Genomic DNA, 14,109 nt, shown 5'->3' on the forward strand with positions numbered 1-14,109 from the left:
TGGGGACCCTCCGCTCGTGCTCGTCCAGATGATCGGTTGCTAGATCACCGGAGCCGGCGGCTGGCGGCACGCAGGGTGGCGCCGAAGCCCATGGTCAGCGCGGCGACCATGGCCAGGATGCCGGCGGAGATGCCGGTGCGGGGCAGCGAGGCGGGAGCCGACGCCGGAGGCTCCTCCTCGGTGCCCTCGACCACGGTCTCCTCACCGGGAGCTTCCTCACCGATGCCCCCGACCTCACCGTCGTCGCAGGCCTCGAACACGACGTCCTCGTTGACCAAGACGACGCCGTCGGCCCGAACGATGACGCTGGTGGTGCCCTCGATCGTGAGCGGGAGGGTCTCCTCGCCCTCGAGCGACTGGTCGTAGACGACCGAGCCGTCCACCTCGACCACGAAGTCCGAAGCACCATCGGTGCTCGAGAACGTCACGGTGCCGTCGGCATCACAGACATAGGACAGCGACGCCGAGGTCACCGGATCGTCCTCCGGGGGCGGAGGCGGCGGAGGGCAGTCCTCGGCCGCAGCGATGTCGATCTCCATCGGGAAGGCATCGTCGCCCACCAGGACGTGGCCTTCCTGGGCCTCGACCGACAGGGTGCCGCTGATCGGACCGGTGAGCTCACCCACGACCTTCTCGGGTCCCTCGCCGGTGTCGAGCAGATAGAACACCCCTCCGACATCAGGGATCACCAGCGTGCCCTCGACCTCGCACTGCTCGGACTGGTTCACCTCAGGATCAACCGGGGTGACCTCCTCGGGGCAGGGATCACCGACTCCGAGGTCGAAGGGGTAGCTCCACTCCTCGGTCAGCTCGTACCCCTCGTCCGCCTCGGCGGTCAGAGTGCCGGACAGCGGACCCTCCAGGGTCTCACCGCTCACGTCATCACCATCGAGGAGATAGATCACGCCCTCGGTATTGGGGACGTGCAGCTTGTCGGGGACCTCGCACTCCTTCGAAAGCGTCACCTCGGGATCCTCAGGGGTGACCTCCTCGGGGCAAGGATCACCGACTCCGAGATCGAAGGGATAGCTCCACTCCTCGGTGAGCTCGTACCCCTCGTCCGCCTCGGCGGTCAGAGTGCCGGACAGCGGACCCTCCAGGGTCTCACCGCTCACGTCATCACCATCGAGCAAGTAGGTCACACCCTCGGTATTGGGGACGTGCAGCTTGTCCGGGACCTCGCACTCCTTCGAAAGCGTCACCTCGGGATCCTCAGGGATGACCTCTTGGTCGCAGTCGCCGTCGAGCTCGACCTTGGCGCTCTCGGTGCGATAGTGGCCCGAAACCGGGTAGTAGTCCTGATCGCCAAAGTCGCGCTCTTCCCACTCCCAGTGCACATCCACGTCGAGTTCCTGCCAGCCGCTGGTCGAACCGGCCAGCTGTTGGGTCGCGGTTGCCGACTCGCCAGGGGCAAGGGTTGTCGAGCTGAACGAGACGGTCGGATCGGTGCTATCGATCACCATGTCCTTGGCGGTCGCGCGAGGCGGCCAACCGGAGTAGGAGGACTCGACGGGATCGTTCCACGACTCGTCGGGGTGATGGATCGTCCAGGTGACGACGTACTCACCCGTGTCCGTGTCGCACTGCCAGCTGCCACTCAGGTTGGCGTGGTGTGCAAATGCCGCGGGGGCGAACGCAATCAGGCTGGCGAGCAGGGCCAGGACGAGCCCGACTCCGCTCAGGATCTTGCTCCGGGGTCGCGTGGACCCGGGGGCGCGGAACGTACTCATGAACGTGGCCTCCTCTGTAGCGTGGCGTCAGAGGAGCCGAGCCGCCTCAGGGATGCACCGGCTCCTCGAAAGAAGGGGCCGGGTTCGCTCTAGCTCCCCGCGGGCCTCAGCGACCAGAACTACCGGCCCACGGATCGACACTTCCCCTGTCACCGCTATGTCGTGGCGCGGTGACGTGGCACTCAGGTAACCACGCTACGTGGCAGATGTCCAGAGAATCTGTGGATCTGAGTCGTCCGACCCATCAAGTTCTCACAATCGGTGGTCGAGAAGCCGCCCTTCGCGTCGAGACTGGACTCACGCCGCCACCCAGCGTGGACCCCACCCGCCTCACGGGCCGCAGCGAACCTTGCGGCACTGGCATGACCGAACGCGTCTGCATGAGCCGGGAGTCCCAATCCATGCGAAATGGGCCGTCGGACCCAGGCCGTCGCACGCGACGAGCGGAGGGCCCCAAGGGGACCCTCCGCTCGTGCCGTTCAGATGATCGGTTGCTAGATCACCGGAGCCGGCGGCTGGCGGCACGCAGGGTGGCGCCGAAGCCCATGGTCAGCGCGGCGACCATGGCCAGGATGCCGGCGGAGATGCCGGTGCGGGGCAGCGAGGCGGGAGCCGGTGCCGGGGGCTCCTCGTCGGTGCCCTCGACCACGGTCTCATCCTCGGGAGCTTCCTCTTCGATGCCCCCGACCTCACCGTCGTCGCAGGCCTCGAACACGACGTCCTCGTTGACCAGGACGACGCCGTCGGCCCGGACGATGACGCTGGTGGTGCCCTCGATCGTGAGCGGGAGGGTCTCCTCGCCCTCGAGCGACTGGTCGTAGACGACCGAGCCGTCCACCTCGACGACGAAGTCCGAAGCACCATCGGTGCTCGAGAACGTCACGGAGCCGTCGGCGTCACAGACGTAGTCGACCGAAGCCGCGGTCACCGGATCGTCCTCCGGGGGCGGGGGCGGCGGGGGGCAATCCTCGGCGGCAGGAAGATCGACCTCCTCGCTCCACTCGGCCTCGGTGAGCTCGTAGCCCTCGTCCGCCACGGCGGTCAGAGTGCCGGAGCGTGGACCGTCATAGGTCCCGGGAGCGATCTCGTCGCCATTGAGGAAGTAGGTCACACCTTCGGTGTCGTCGATCACCAGCGTGCCCTCGACCTCACACGCCTCCGACAGGTTCACAACCGGTGCCACCGGAGCCGCGTCGTCGCACGGCTCGGCGGCAGGAAGATCGACCTCCTCGCTCCACTCGTCCTCGGTGAGCTCGTAGCCCTCGTCCGCCACGGCGGTCAGAGTGCCGGAGCGTGGACCGTCATAGGTCCCGGGAGCGATCTCGTCGCCATCGAGGAAGTAGGTCACACCTTCGGTGTCGTCGATCACCAGCGTGCCCTCGACCTCACACGCCTCCGACAGGTTCACAACCGGTGCCACCGGAGCCGCGTCGTCGCACGGCTCGACGCCGGCGACGTCGATTTCGTAGCTCCAGCTCTCGTCCTCGAGCACGAAGCCCTCGTCCGCCACGGCGGTCAGAGTTCCCGAGATCGGCCCGTCATGGGTGCCAGCCTCGATCGGCTCACCGTCGAGCAGGTAGGTGACGCCCTGCGAGGAGAGGATGTGCACCTGTCCGGGGAGGTCGCATCGGGGCGCATCGCTCACCTGCGGATCGACCGGGGTCGCCTCGGTGCAGTCGATGGCCGCGGGCAGGACCACCGGGAACGACCACTGCGAATTCGTCAGCTCGTAGCCCGCCTCGGCCTCGGCGGTGAGGGTGCCCGATTCGGGACCGTCGTAGATGCCCGCCTCGATCGGATCACCGTCGAGCAGGTACTGCACGCCCTCGGTATCGGGGATCTCGAAGGTCCCCTCCACGCCGCACTGCTGGGACGGGGTCACGGTCGGCTCGACCGGAGCGGTCTCCTGCTTGCAGTCACCGTCCAGGGACACCTCGGTGATGCGGATGTCGTCGCCTCCACTTCCGCTGGCCCACGAGCCGACGGCGACAGACCGGATCCGCAGGTGGGTCGTGTCGCCAGGCACTGTGAACGAATCACCGAAGGAAGTAACCTCCTCGGTGAACTCGCCCTCGAACGCAGGACTGGACCAGCCGCTCAGGCTGTTCCAGTTCGTACCGGCGCCGGGATCGGTGGTGTACCTCGGCCGGATGTCGTCGTGGATTCCGGAGGGCTCACCGGGGTTCCACGACGAGGTCTCCCAGTCAACGATGTAGTCGCCCGTAGCGGGGTCGCACTCGGCCGAGCCAGTGATCTCTGCATGGTGGGCGAATGCGCTGGGCGCGAACGCGATCAGGCTGGCAAGCAGGGCCAGGACGAGCCCGACTCCGCTCAGGATCTTGCTCCGGGGTCGCGTGGACCCAGGGGCGCGGGACGTACTCATTGAACGTGGCCTCCTCTGTTTCGTGGCGTCAGAGGAACCGGTCCGCCTCGGGGGATGCACCGGCTCCTCGAAAGAAGGGGCCGGGTTCGCTCTAGCTCCCCGTGGGCCTCAGCGACCAGAACTACCGGCCCACGGATCGTCACTTCCCCAATCACCGCTATGTCGTGGCGCGGTGACGTGGCCCTCAGGTAACCACGCTACGTGGCAGATGTCCAGCGGAACTATGGATATGAGCCGTCCGACCCATCAAGTTTTCACCTTCGGTGGTTGATACGCCGCCCTCCTCGTCGAGGCTGGGCTCACGCCGCCACCCAACGTGGACCTCACCCACTCCACCCCTCCCCGCCCATATCGTGAGCCGCCAGGCCGGGCAGCGACCGCCACCACCGACCGGCCGGAAAGGAACGACCCGTGAACGGCTACTGGCTCCAGCTCGGCCTGGTCGGGGTGCTCGTGCTCGTCAACGCGGTGTTCGCCGGATCCGAGCTGGCCCTCGTGTCGCTGCGCGAAGGCCAGCTGCAGCGCCTGGAGACCAGCTCGGCCCGGGGCGCGGCCCTGGCCCGACTGGCGCGGGACCCCAACCGGTTCCTGGCCACGATCCAGATCGGCATCACCCTCGCCGGCTTCCTCGCCTCGGCCTCGGCCGCGGTTGCCCTCGCAGCACCCATCGAGGACCTGCTCGGTCCCCTCGGCGATGTGGCGCGTCCCACCTCGATCGTGGTCGTGACGGTCATCCTCTCCTACGCCACCCTCGTGGTCGGCGAGCTCGCCCCCAAGCGCCTCGCCATGCAGCGGGCCGAGCGGTGGGGCCTGCTCGTGGCCCGGCCCCTCGCCGGGCTCGCCAAGCTGACCCGACCGGTCATCTGGCTGCTGTCGCACTCGACCAACCTCGTCGTCCGCGTCCTCGGCGGCGACCCCCACAGCGAGCGCGAGGAGATCACCGAGGCGGAGCTGCGCGACCTGGTGGCGTCGCAGGTGGACTTCTCGCCCCAGCACCGCCGGATCATCTCCGGGGCCTTCGAGATCGCCGACCGCAGACTGGCCGAGATCCTCAAGCCCCGCACCGAGGTGTTCGTCCTCGACGCCGACGCGCCGTGCCGCGACGCGCTCGGTGCGCTCGCCGCGTCCGGGCACGCACGCGCCCCGGTCGGCCGCGGCGGCGCGCTCGACGAGGTCACCGGCATCGTCCACATCCGCGACCTGCTCGTCGACGACGACCGCAGCGTCGAATCGGTCGCCTACACCCCGCTCGCCCTGCCTGAATCGGCCCTCGCCCTCGACGCGCTGCGCGAGATGCAGCAACGCCACCTCCAGATGGCGATCGTGATCAACGAGCACGGCGGCACCGAGGGCATCGTCACCGTCGAGGACCTCGTCGAAGAGCTCGTCGGCGAGATCTACGACGAGACCGACCGCGACGTGCTCTCGGTGCGTCGCCGGCCCGGTGGGGTGGTGGTGGTGCCCGGCCGCTTCCCGATCCACGACCTCGGCGACCTGGGGATCGACGTGCCCGACGGCGACTACACCACCGTGGCGGGGCTCGTCCTCGCCCACCTCCAGCGCCTGCCGGACCAACCCGGCGACACGGTGGAGATCGGCAACTGGCGCTTCGAGGTGACCCGCGTTGGCGCCCGTGCGATCACCGAGATCGCCATCACCGCCACCGACACGTCGCCGCCCGACGCACCCGAGCGGCCCGAAAGACCCGAGCCCGGCTGACAGCAGCCGGGCTCAGAGCGCCTCGGGGCGGGGGAGCTTCACCGCTCGGGCCTCGTCGGCGTACACCAGACGCTCGTCGACGCTCACCAGCGACGTGTCCTCCACCTCGTCGACGCCCGGGATCACGAGCGCGGGCCGTTCGTCGACCGTCGGCGACCACAGCTCCTGGGTGACCACCCGGGCAAGGCGGTCTGCGCCCTCGACGAGATCGGCCTCGGAGACGGTGGCGAAGGAGAGGCGCATGCTCGAGCCCAGCTCGCGCTCGACCGCGAACGCACCGCCGGGGACGAACGCCACGTTCTCCGCCAACGCCGGGGCCAGCAGGGTGCGCGTGTCGACCCCAGCGCCTTCGGGCAACGTGGCCCAGAGGAACATGCCCCCCTCGGCAGGAGCACAGTCGATGGTGTCACCCCACCGGCCGACCAGCGCACCGTGCAGAGTCGCCGCCCGCTGGTGGTAGATCGCGGCGACGTGGTCGATGTGGGCGACGAACCACCCCGGTGTGGTCACCAGCTCGGCGACGATGGCCTGCCCGACGCTCGAGGTGTGCAGGTCGAGGGCCTGCTTGGCCTTGGACAGCACCGGGGCCAGCGTGGGAGGAGCGATCAGCCAACCCACCCGCAGACCAGGAGCGATCGTCTTGGAGAACGATCCGATCGACACGACCCGGTCGGTGAACGCGCCCAACGGCGGAGGGGCCGAACCGGCGAAGCTCAGCTCGTCGTAGGGGTCGTCCTCGACGAGGACGAAGCCATGGTGCTCGGCCAGCTCGCCCAGCGCGCGGCGCCGTTCGGCGGACAGCGTCGTCCCGGTGGGGTTCTGGAACGTGGGCACGGTGTAGACGAACTGCGGTGCCATGCCGTTGGCGAGCCGATAGGCGAGATGGTCCACATCGAGCCCCCCGGCGTCGACGGGGATGCCCGCGAGCTCGAGCTCGGCACCGCAGAACGCCTGGAGCGCACCGATGTAGCCGGGATCGTCGACCGCCACCAGATCGCCGGCATCGGCGAGCACGCGGGCGACCAGGTCGAGTGCCTGCTGCGAACCGGCGGTGACGATCACCTGGTTGGCGTCGGTCGGGTAACCGGTCCGGCGGGTGTGGCGCTCGGCGATCCACTCTCGCAACCGATCGTCGCCCTCGGTCGGGCCGTACTGGAACCGGCCAGGGTCGAGCGCGACCGTGGCCGAGGCCCGGGCGATCGCCTCGGTGGGAAACAGATCGGGGTCGGGAAGCCCGCCCGCGAGAGAGATGATCTCCGATCCCTGGGTGAGACGCAGCAGCTCGCGAATCTCCGACGACGCGATCATGCGGCTGCGGCGGGAGCCATTCAGGTCGGTGAGGGACACAGCAACCCTCCTCGCACTCGAAAAAGAGCCAAGCGGCCAACGACTGCGGTGCCCGATTGGCTGGTGGTTGTGACCTGGGTCGGCGTCGCCCCAGTCAGGCTGAGGACGGGAGGCCGAATGCGGTTGCGGCCCGGCACTGACGGTGCCGGGCAAATGCCCGATCGGGCAGCTCCGCCAGCAACTGGGGGAGCATGGTGACTGGACGGGGACCCTGACGACAGAGGATCCGGTTCGGAAGGTACGGCTCAGAGCCCCCAGCCGGGAGTCTCCTGCACCCAAGACCCTATCAGTCGGGGGGACCTAGGCAAGGGTCAGGGTGCCACCGTCGACATCGACCTTGACGGTGTCGCCGTCGTTGAACCGGCCCTCGAGCAACGCCATGGCCAGACGGTCGCCCAGCTCACGCTGGATGACCCGCTTGAGCGGTCGGGCACCGAAGGCCGGGTCGTAGCCCTCGCGGGCGATGAGACCGGCGGCCGCGGGGGTGACCTCGAGCTCGATGCGGCGCTCGGCGAGGCGCTTGCGCAACCGCTCGAGCTGGATCTCGACGATGTGGCCCAGGTCGTCCTCGGTGAGCTCGCGGAACCGCACGATGTCGTCGACCCGGTTGATGAACTCGGGCTTGAAGAAGTCGCGGGGATCGCCGGGCAGGTTGGACGTCATGATCAGCACGACGTTGGAGAAGTCGACCGTGCGACCCTGACCGTCGGTGAGGCGACCGTCGTCGAGCAGCTGCAACAACACGTTGAACACGTCGGAGTGGGCCTTCTCGATCTCGTCGAGCAGCACCACCGCATAGGGCCGGCGCCGCACCACCTCGGTGAGCTGGCCGCCCTCGTCGTAGCCGACGTAGCCGGGGGGCGCCCCGATGAGGCGGCTCACCGAGTGCTTCTCCATGTACTCGGACATGTCGATGCGGACCATCGCCCGCTCGTCGTCGAAGAGGAAGTCGGCCAGGCTGCGGGCCAGCTCGGTCTTGCCGACACCGGTGGGGCCGAGGAACAGGAACGACCCGATGGGCCGGTCGGGGTCGGAGATGCCGGCGCGACTGCGGCGGATCGCGTTGGCCACCAGGTGCACGGCGTCGTCCTGGCCGACGACCCGCTGCTGCAGCACCTCCTCGAGGCGCACCAGCTTGGCGAGCTCGCCCTCCATCAGCCGGGTGACGGGGACGCCGGTCCAGTTGCTGACGACCTCGGCGATGTCCTCCTCGTCGACCTCCTCCTTGAGCATCTTCTGCTCGGTCTGCAGTGCGGTGAGCGCGGCGGTGGCCTCCTCGACCTGGCGCTCGAGCTCGGGGAGCTGGCCGTAGCGGATCTCGGCCGCCTTCTCGAGGTCGGACTCGCGCTCGACCTCGGAGCGCCGGGACTCGAGCTGCTCCTTGAGGTCGCGGATGCGGTCGATGGCGTCCTTCTCGGACTGCCAGTGGGCCACCATGCCCGACTTCTGCTCGCGCAGGTCGGCCAGCTCGGCATCGAGCGATGCCAGCCGCTCGGCCGAGGCCTCGTCGGTCTCCTTCGCGAGGGCGACCCGCTCGATCTCGAGCTGGCGGATGCGACGGTCGACGACGTCGATCTCGGTGGGCATCGAGTCGATCTCGATGCGCAGCTTGGAGGCGGACTCGTCGACGAGGTCGATGGCCTTGTCGGGTAGGAAGCGCCCGGTGAGGTAGCGGTCGGAGAGCACACCGGCGGCCACGAGCGCCGCGTCCTGGATGCGAACGCCGTGGTGGACCTCGTAGCGCTCCTTGAGGCCACGGAGGATGGCGATGGTGGCCTCGACCGACGGCTCGCCGACGAACACCTGCTGGAAGCGGCGCTCGAGCGCGGCGTCCTTCTCGATGTGCTTGCGGAACTCGTCGAGGGTGGTGGCACCGATCATGCGCAGCTCGCCGCGGGCCAGCATGGGCTTGATCATGTTGCCGGCGTCCATGGCACCTTCGGCCGCGCCGGCACCGACGATGGTGTGCAGCTCGTCGATGAAGGTGATGACCTGGCCGTCGGCGTCGGCGATCTCCTTGAGCACCGCCTTGAGCCGCTCCTCGAACTCGCCGCGGTACTTGGCGCCGGCGACCATCGACGACAGGTCGAGCGACACCAGCTGCTTGTTCTTCAGGCTCTCGGGGACGTCGCCCTCGACGATGCGGCCGGCCAGACCCTCGACGATGGCGGTCTTGCCGACACCGGGCTCGCCGATGAGCACGGGGTTGTTCTTGGTGCGCCGCGACAGCACCTGGATGGTGCGGCGGATCTCCTCGTCGCGGCCGATGACGGGGTCGAGCTTGCCCTGGCGGGCCAGCTCGGTGAGGTCGCGCCCGTACTTCTCGAGCGCCTGGTACTGGTCCTCGGGGTTCTGGGAGGTGACCTGGTGGCTGCCGCGGACGTCGCGCAGCGCGCCGAGCAGCTCCTCGCGGGACACCTCGATGCGGTCGGCCAGCGCCAACAGGAGGTGCTCGGTGGAGATGTACTCGTCGCCGAGCTCGCTGCGAGCCTGGTCGGCGACGGTGAGCACCTCGTTGAACGTGCGCGAGATGCGGGCCTCGCTGCCGTAGGCCTTGGGGAGCTTGGCCACCGCATCGTTGGCCTGGTTGCGCACCGACAGCGGGGCCTTGCCCACCTTGGACAGGATGGGCATGACCACCCCTTCCTCCTGCTGCAGCAGCGCGACCAGCAGATGCTCGGGGGTGACCTCGGGGTTGGAGTTGGAGCGGGCGGCATTGATGGCGGCGTTGACCGCCTCCTGGGTCTTGAGCGTCCAACGGTTGGGATCGAGTGACATGTCCTCAGCCTATCTGCGAGGCGAACAAAAACCTATCAATGATGTTGTCAACTTTGGACCATCTCCCCTGGTCAGCGGCCTGGCCCGCGGCGTCGACGAGCCGCCCGCCCCTTGTCGTAGAGCACGACCGCCTGGTTCACCGGAACCAGGTCGCGCCGGTACTGGCGGTGGGCGGCGGCGATGGCGTCCTCGGCCTCACGGCGGACCCGGTCGAGCTCGTCTCGCAACCCGGCGACCTCGGCCTCCATCTCCAGCACCCGCTTGACCCCCGCCAGGTTGAGGCCCTCGTTGGTGAGGTCCTGGATGCGGCGCAACATGGCGACGTCGTCGTCGCTGTAGCGGCGACTCCCGCCACCGGTGCGGGCCGGCTCGACCAGACCCTTGCGCTCGTAGATGCGCAGGGTCTGGGGGTGGACCCCGGCGAGCTCGGCCGCGACCGAGATGACATACACGGCGTGATCGCGGGCCACACGAGAGCGGCGAGCCGGATCGTCAGCACGCGACGCCATTGGTCGTCACACTCCCAGGTGGGCGCGGGGGGAGACCTCGGGTTCGACCTCGGCCAGCTGCTCGACGAGCTTGCGCTCGGCGGCCGACAGCTTGGACGGCACCGCCACCTCGACGGTGACCAGCAGGTCGCCAGGAGCGCCCGACGCCGGGATGACACCACGGCCACGCACCCGGAACGTGCGACCCGATCGGGTGCCGGGCGGGATCCGGACCGTGACCGGGTCGCCGTCGAGGGTGGGGACCCGGATATCGGCACCGAGCACCGCTTCGGGATAGGTGATGGGGACGGTGATGGTGAGGTGCTTGGCGGACCGCCCGAAGATCGGGTGCTCGGCCACCGACACCACCACGTAGAGATCGCCCGGCGGCCCGCCGTTGCGGCCGGCACCGCCGCGGCCCTTGAGCCGGATGCGCTGACCGTCGTCGACGCCGGCGGGGATGCGGACCTTGACCTGGCGGGGACGGCGCTCGACCCCGGTGCCGCGGCAGGTGCCGCACGGCTCCTCGACGACCTGGCCCCGGCCGGCGCAGCTCGGGCACGGCTGGCTGAACGAGAAGAAGCCCTGATTGTCGTCGAGCAGGCCCCGCCCGCCACACCGTGGACAGGTGACCGGGGCCGTACCCGGCTTGGCGCCGCTGCCGGCACAGGTGGAACAGGGGGCGTCGGAGGTGAGATGGACCTCGGTGGTGACACCCTTGACCGCGTCGGTGAAGCTGAGGTGCAGCGCGGCCTCGAGGTCGGTGCCTCGCTGGGGACCGGCGCCACGTGCGCCCCGACCGCCACCACCGCGCCCGCCGCGGGTGAACAACCCGCCGAACAGGTCGCCGAGATCGTCGGCGGTGAAGGTGAACGACCCACCTGGCCCGCCGGCGCCGCCCATACCGCCGGCCATGGGGCCCAGGCGCCGGAACTCGTCGTACTCCTTGCGCTTCTCGGGGTCGCCGACGATCTGGTAGGCCGCCGAGACCTCCTTGAAGCGGTCCTCGGCCTTGGGGTCGTCGGGGTTGGCGTCGGGGTGCAGGTCTCGGGCCAGCTTGCGGTAGGCGGAGGTGATCTCCTTCTGGCTCGCGGTCTCGGACACGCCGAGCACCTTGTAGTAGTCCTTGTCGAGCCATTCGCTCTGCGCGGTCACCTCTCACCTCCTCTCTGGGTCGGCGGTGCCACCGGCACCGGCCGGGGGCTCACCCCTTGACCTTCACCATCGCCGGTCGCAGCACCTTGTGCTTCCACACGTAACCGGGACGCAGCACCTCGACCACGGTGGGGGCCTCGGCCTCGTCGTCGTGCTCGTGGAGCACGGCCTCGTGGTGTTCGGGATCGAAGGGAAGGTCGAGCGGATCGAGCCGCTGGAGACCTTCCTTCTCGAGCACGCCGAGCAGCGAGGCGAAGATCGGCTCGACCGCGGTGGCGCCGTGCACCAGCGCCGCGTCGCAGGAGTCGAGCACCGGGAGCAGCGACTCGGCCAGCCGGGCGGTGGCGCGCTCGCCGGCCTCCTTGTGCTCCTTGGTGCTGCGCTTCTTGTAGTTCTCGAAGTCGGCCTGGAGACGGCGGAGACGGTCGAGGTAGTCGTCGCGCTCGGCGACGACGCCGTCGAGCCGGTCGAAGGTCTCGGTGGCCAGCGACTCGAGGTCGTCGGGGGCGAGCCCCCCGAGATCGGGTCGGGTGGACGCCTCGGTGGGCGGGTCGGGATCGGCGCCGGCGGCATCGGGTTCGGATGCCGCCGGCGCCTCGTCCCCGGACGGGTCGGGTCGGTGCTCGTCGGGCGGGTGGGCCCCGGTCACGACTGCTCGTCCTCGTCGACGACCTCGGCGTCGACGATCTCGGCGTCGACGACGTCGTCGTCGCTCGCGGTCTCACCGCCGGGCGGAGGGGTGGCCTCGCCGGACTGCTCGGCCGCAGCCTGCTCGTAGAGCCGCTGGGTGAAGCTCTGGCTCGCCGACATGAGGGTCTCGGTCGAGGTCTTGATCGCCTCGACGTCGTCGCCGGCGAGCGCCTTCTTCAGCTCTTCGAGCGCGGACTCGACCGAGGACTTCTCGTCACCGGAGAACTTCTCGCCCTGCTCGCGCAGCACCTTCTCGGTCTGGTAGACGAGGCTGTCGGCGTTGTTGCGAACCTCGGCCTCCTCGCGACGGCGGCGGTCCTCCTCGGCATGAGCCTCGGCGTCCTTGACCATCTGGTCGATGGAGTCCTTGTCGAGCGAGGACTGCCCGGTGATGGTCATCGACTGCTCCTTGTTGGTGGCCCGGTCCTTGGCCGACACGTGGACGATGCCGTTGGCGTCGATGTCGAAGGTGACCTCGATCTGGGGCACGCCACGCGGGGCAGGAGGCAGGTCGACGAGCTGGAACTTGCCGAGGGTCTTGTTGAACTGGGCCATCTCGCGCTCGCCCTGCAGCACGTGGATCTCGACCGAAGGCTGCATGTCTTCGGCGGTGGTGTACACCTCGGTGCGGCGGGTGGGGATGGTGGTGTTGCGCTCGATGAGCTTGTGCATGACCCCGCCCTTGGTCTCGATGCCGAGGCTCAGCGGTGTGACGTCGAGCAGGAGCACGTCCTTGACGTCGCCCTTGAGCACACCGGCCTGGACAGCGGCGCCGATGGCGACCACCTCGTCGGGGTTGACCGACTTGTTGGCCTCCTTGCCGGCGATCTCGACCACGAGGTCGGTCACCGCGGGCATGCGGGTGGAGCCACCGACGAGGATGACGTGGTCGAGCTGGCCCTTCTCGAGGCCCGCGTCCTTGATGGCCTGCTCGAACGGGCTCTTGCAGCGCTCGAGCAGATCGGCGGTGAGCTCCTGGAACTTGGCCCGGCTGAGCTGGTAGTCGAGGTGGAGCGGGCCGGCATCGGTGGCGGTGATGAAGGGCAGGTTGATCTGGGACTGCTGCACCTGCGACAGCTCGATCTTGGCCTTCTCGGCCGCTTCCTTCAGACGCTGAAGCGCCATCGGATCGTTGCTGAGGTCGACACCGTGATCGTTCTTGAACGAGGTGGTCAGCCAGTCGATGACCCGCTCGTCCCAGTCGTCGCCACCGAGGTTGGTGTCGCCGTGGGTCGACTTGACCTCGAACACGCCGTCGCCGATCTCGAGGACCGAGACGTCGAAGGTGCCACCACCGAGGTCGAACACCAGGATGGTCTGGTCGGCGCCCTCCTTGTCGAGGCCGTAGGCCAGTGCGGCCGCGGTGGGCTCGTTGATGATGCGCAGCACCTCGAGCCCGGCGATCTGGCCGGCCTCCTTGGTGGCGGTGCGCTGGGCGTCGTCGAAGTAGGCGGGCACGGTGATGACGGCCTGGTCGACCGAGTCTCCGAGGTAGGCCTCGGCGTCGCGCTTGAGCTTCTGGAGGGTGCGGGCCGAGATCTCCTGGGCCGTGTAGGCCTTGCCGTCGACCTCGGTCTTCCAGTCGGTGCCCATGTGGCGCTTGACCGAGCGGATGGTGCGATCGGGGTTGGTGATGGCCTGGCGCTTGGCGACCTCACCGACGAGGACCTCGCCGCCCTTGGAGAAGGCGACGACCGACGGCGTGGTGCGGCTGCCCTCGGAGTTGGGGATGACGACCGGATCGCCCGCTTCGAGGACGCTGACGACAGAGTTGGTGGTACCGAGGTCGATACCGACGGCCTTGGGCATGGGACTCTCT

The 14,109-nt window shown here is 68.9% G+C and carries 9 protein-coding genes; 1 reads left to right on the forward strand and 8 read right to left on the reverse strand.

Features of this window, described 5'->3' with window-relative positions:
• Positions 1-44: 44 nt before the first annotated feature.
• Both U5K29_02995 and U5K29_03000 read right to left on the reverse strand, forming a co-directional pair.
• Positions 45-1,730, reverse strand: coding sequence for a hypothetical protein (locus U5K29_02995; protein MDZ7677500.1), 1,686 nt, complete (start codon positions 1,728-1,730; stop codon positions 45-47).
• A gap of 499 nt (positions 1,731-2,229) precedes the next feature.
• A complete protein-coding gene (locus U5K29_03000) occupies positions 2,230-4,113 on the reverse strand; it encodes a hypothetical protein (GenBank protein ID MDZ7677501.1) in 1,884 nt (627 codons plus the stop codon).
• 411 nt (positions 4,114-4,524) lie between these two features.
• Here U5K29_03000 and U5K29_03005 point away from each other — a divergent pair, with 411 nt between their 5' ends.
• A complete protein-coding gene (locus tag U5K29_03005; protein MDZ7677502.1) occupies positions 4,525-5,832 on the forward strand; it encodes a hemolysin family protein in 1,308 nt (435 codons plus the stop codon).
• 12 nt (positions 5,833-5,844) lie between these two features.
• On the opposite strand, the gene U5K29_03010 is transcribed toward U5K29_03005, so the two are convergent.
• From U5K29_03010 to dnaK, 6 genes are all read right to left on the reverse strand, one after another.
• On the reverse strand, positions 5,845-7,179 hold the full coding sequence (locus U5K29_03010; GenBank protein MDZ7677503.1) for a PLP-dependent aminotransferase family protein: 1,335 nt from the start codon (positions 7,177-7,179) through the stop codon (positions 5,845-5,847).
• 300 nt (positions 7,180-7,479) lie between these two features.
• Positions 7,480-9,957: an AAA family ATPase gene (locus U5K29_03015; protein MDZ7677504.1), complete on the reverse strand. Its 2,478-nt coding sequence runs from the start codon at positions 9,955-9,957 to the stop codon at positions 7,480-7,482.
• Positions 9,958-10,028: 71 nt separating this feature from the next.
• Positions 10,029-10,466 (reverse strand): helix-turn-helix transcriptional regulator, encoded by a 438-nt coding sequence (locus tag U5K29_03020; GenBank protein ID MDZ7677505.1) that lies wholly within the window; start codon positions 10,464-10,466, stop codon positions 10,029-10,031.
• 6 nt (positions 10,467-10,472) lie between these two features.
• Positions 10,473-11,600, reverse strand: coding sequence for a molecular chaperone DnaJ (dnaJ, locus tag U5K29_03025; protein ID MDZ7677506.1), 1,128 nt, complete (start codon positions 11,598-11,600; stop codon positions 10,473-10,475).
• A 49-nt stretch (positions 11,601-11,649) separates the two neighbouring features.
• A complete protein-coding gene (locus U5K29_03030) occupies positions 11,650-12,249 on the reverse strand; it encodes a nucleotide exchange factor GrpE (GenBank protein ID MDZ7677507.1) in 600 nt (199 codons plus the stop codon).
• On the reverse strand, positions 12,246-14,099 hold the full coding sequence (gene dnaK, locus U5K29_03035; protein MDZ7677508.1) for a molecular chaperone DnaK: 1,854 nt from the start codon (positions 14,097-14,099) through the stop codon (positions 12,246-12,248). Before dnaK ends, U5K29_03030 begins: the two co-directional genes overlap by 4 nt.
• Positions 14,100-14,109 lie beyond the last annotated feature (10 nt).

It is taken from the genome of Acidimicrobiales bacterium (assembly GCA_034521975.1).
Taxonomy (GTDB): Bacteria; Actinomycetota; Acidimicrobiia; order Acidimicrobiales; family SKKL01; genus SKKL01.

Coding starts and splice junctions, on each gene's coding strand:
- U5K29_03020 (MDZ7677505.1), bottom strand. CDS start 10,466: ATGGCGTCGCGTGCTGACGATCCGGCTCGCCGCTCTCGTGTGGCCCGC.
- U5K29_02995 (MDZ7677500.1), bottom strand. CDS start 1,730: ATGAGTACGTTCCGCGCCCCCGGGTCCACGCGACCCCGGAGCAAGATC.
- dnaK (MDZ7677508.1), bottom strand. CDS start 14,099: ATGCCCAAGGCCGTCGGTATCGACCTCGGTACCACCAACTCTGTCGTC.
- U5K29_03015 (MDZ7677504.1), bottom strand. CDS start 9,957: ATGTCACTCGATCCCAACCGTTGGACGCTCAAGACCCAGGAGGCGGTC.
- U5K29_03000 (MDZ7677501.1), bottom strand. CDS start 4,113: ATGAGTACGTCCCGCGCCCCTGGGTCCACGCGACCCCGGAGCAAGATC.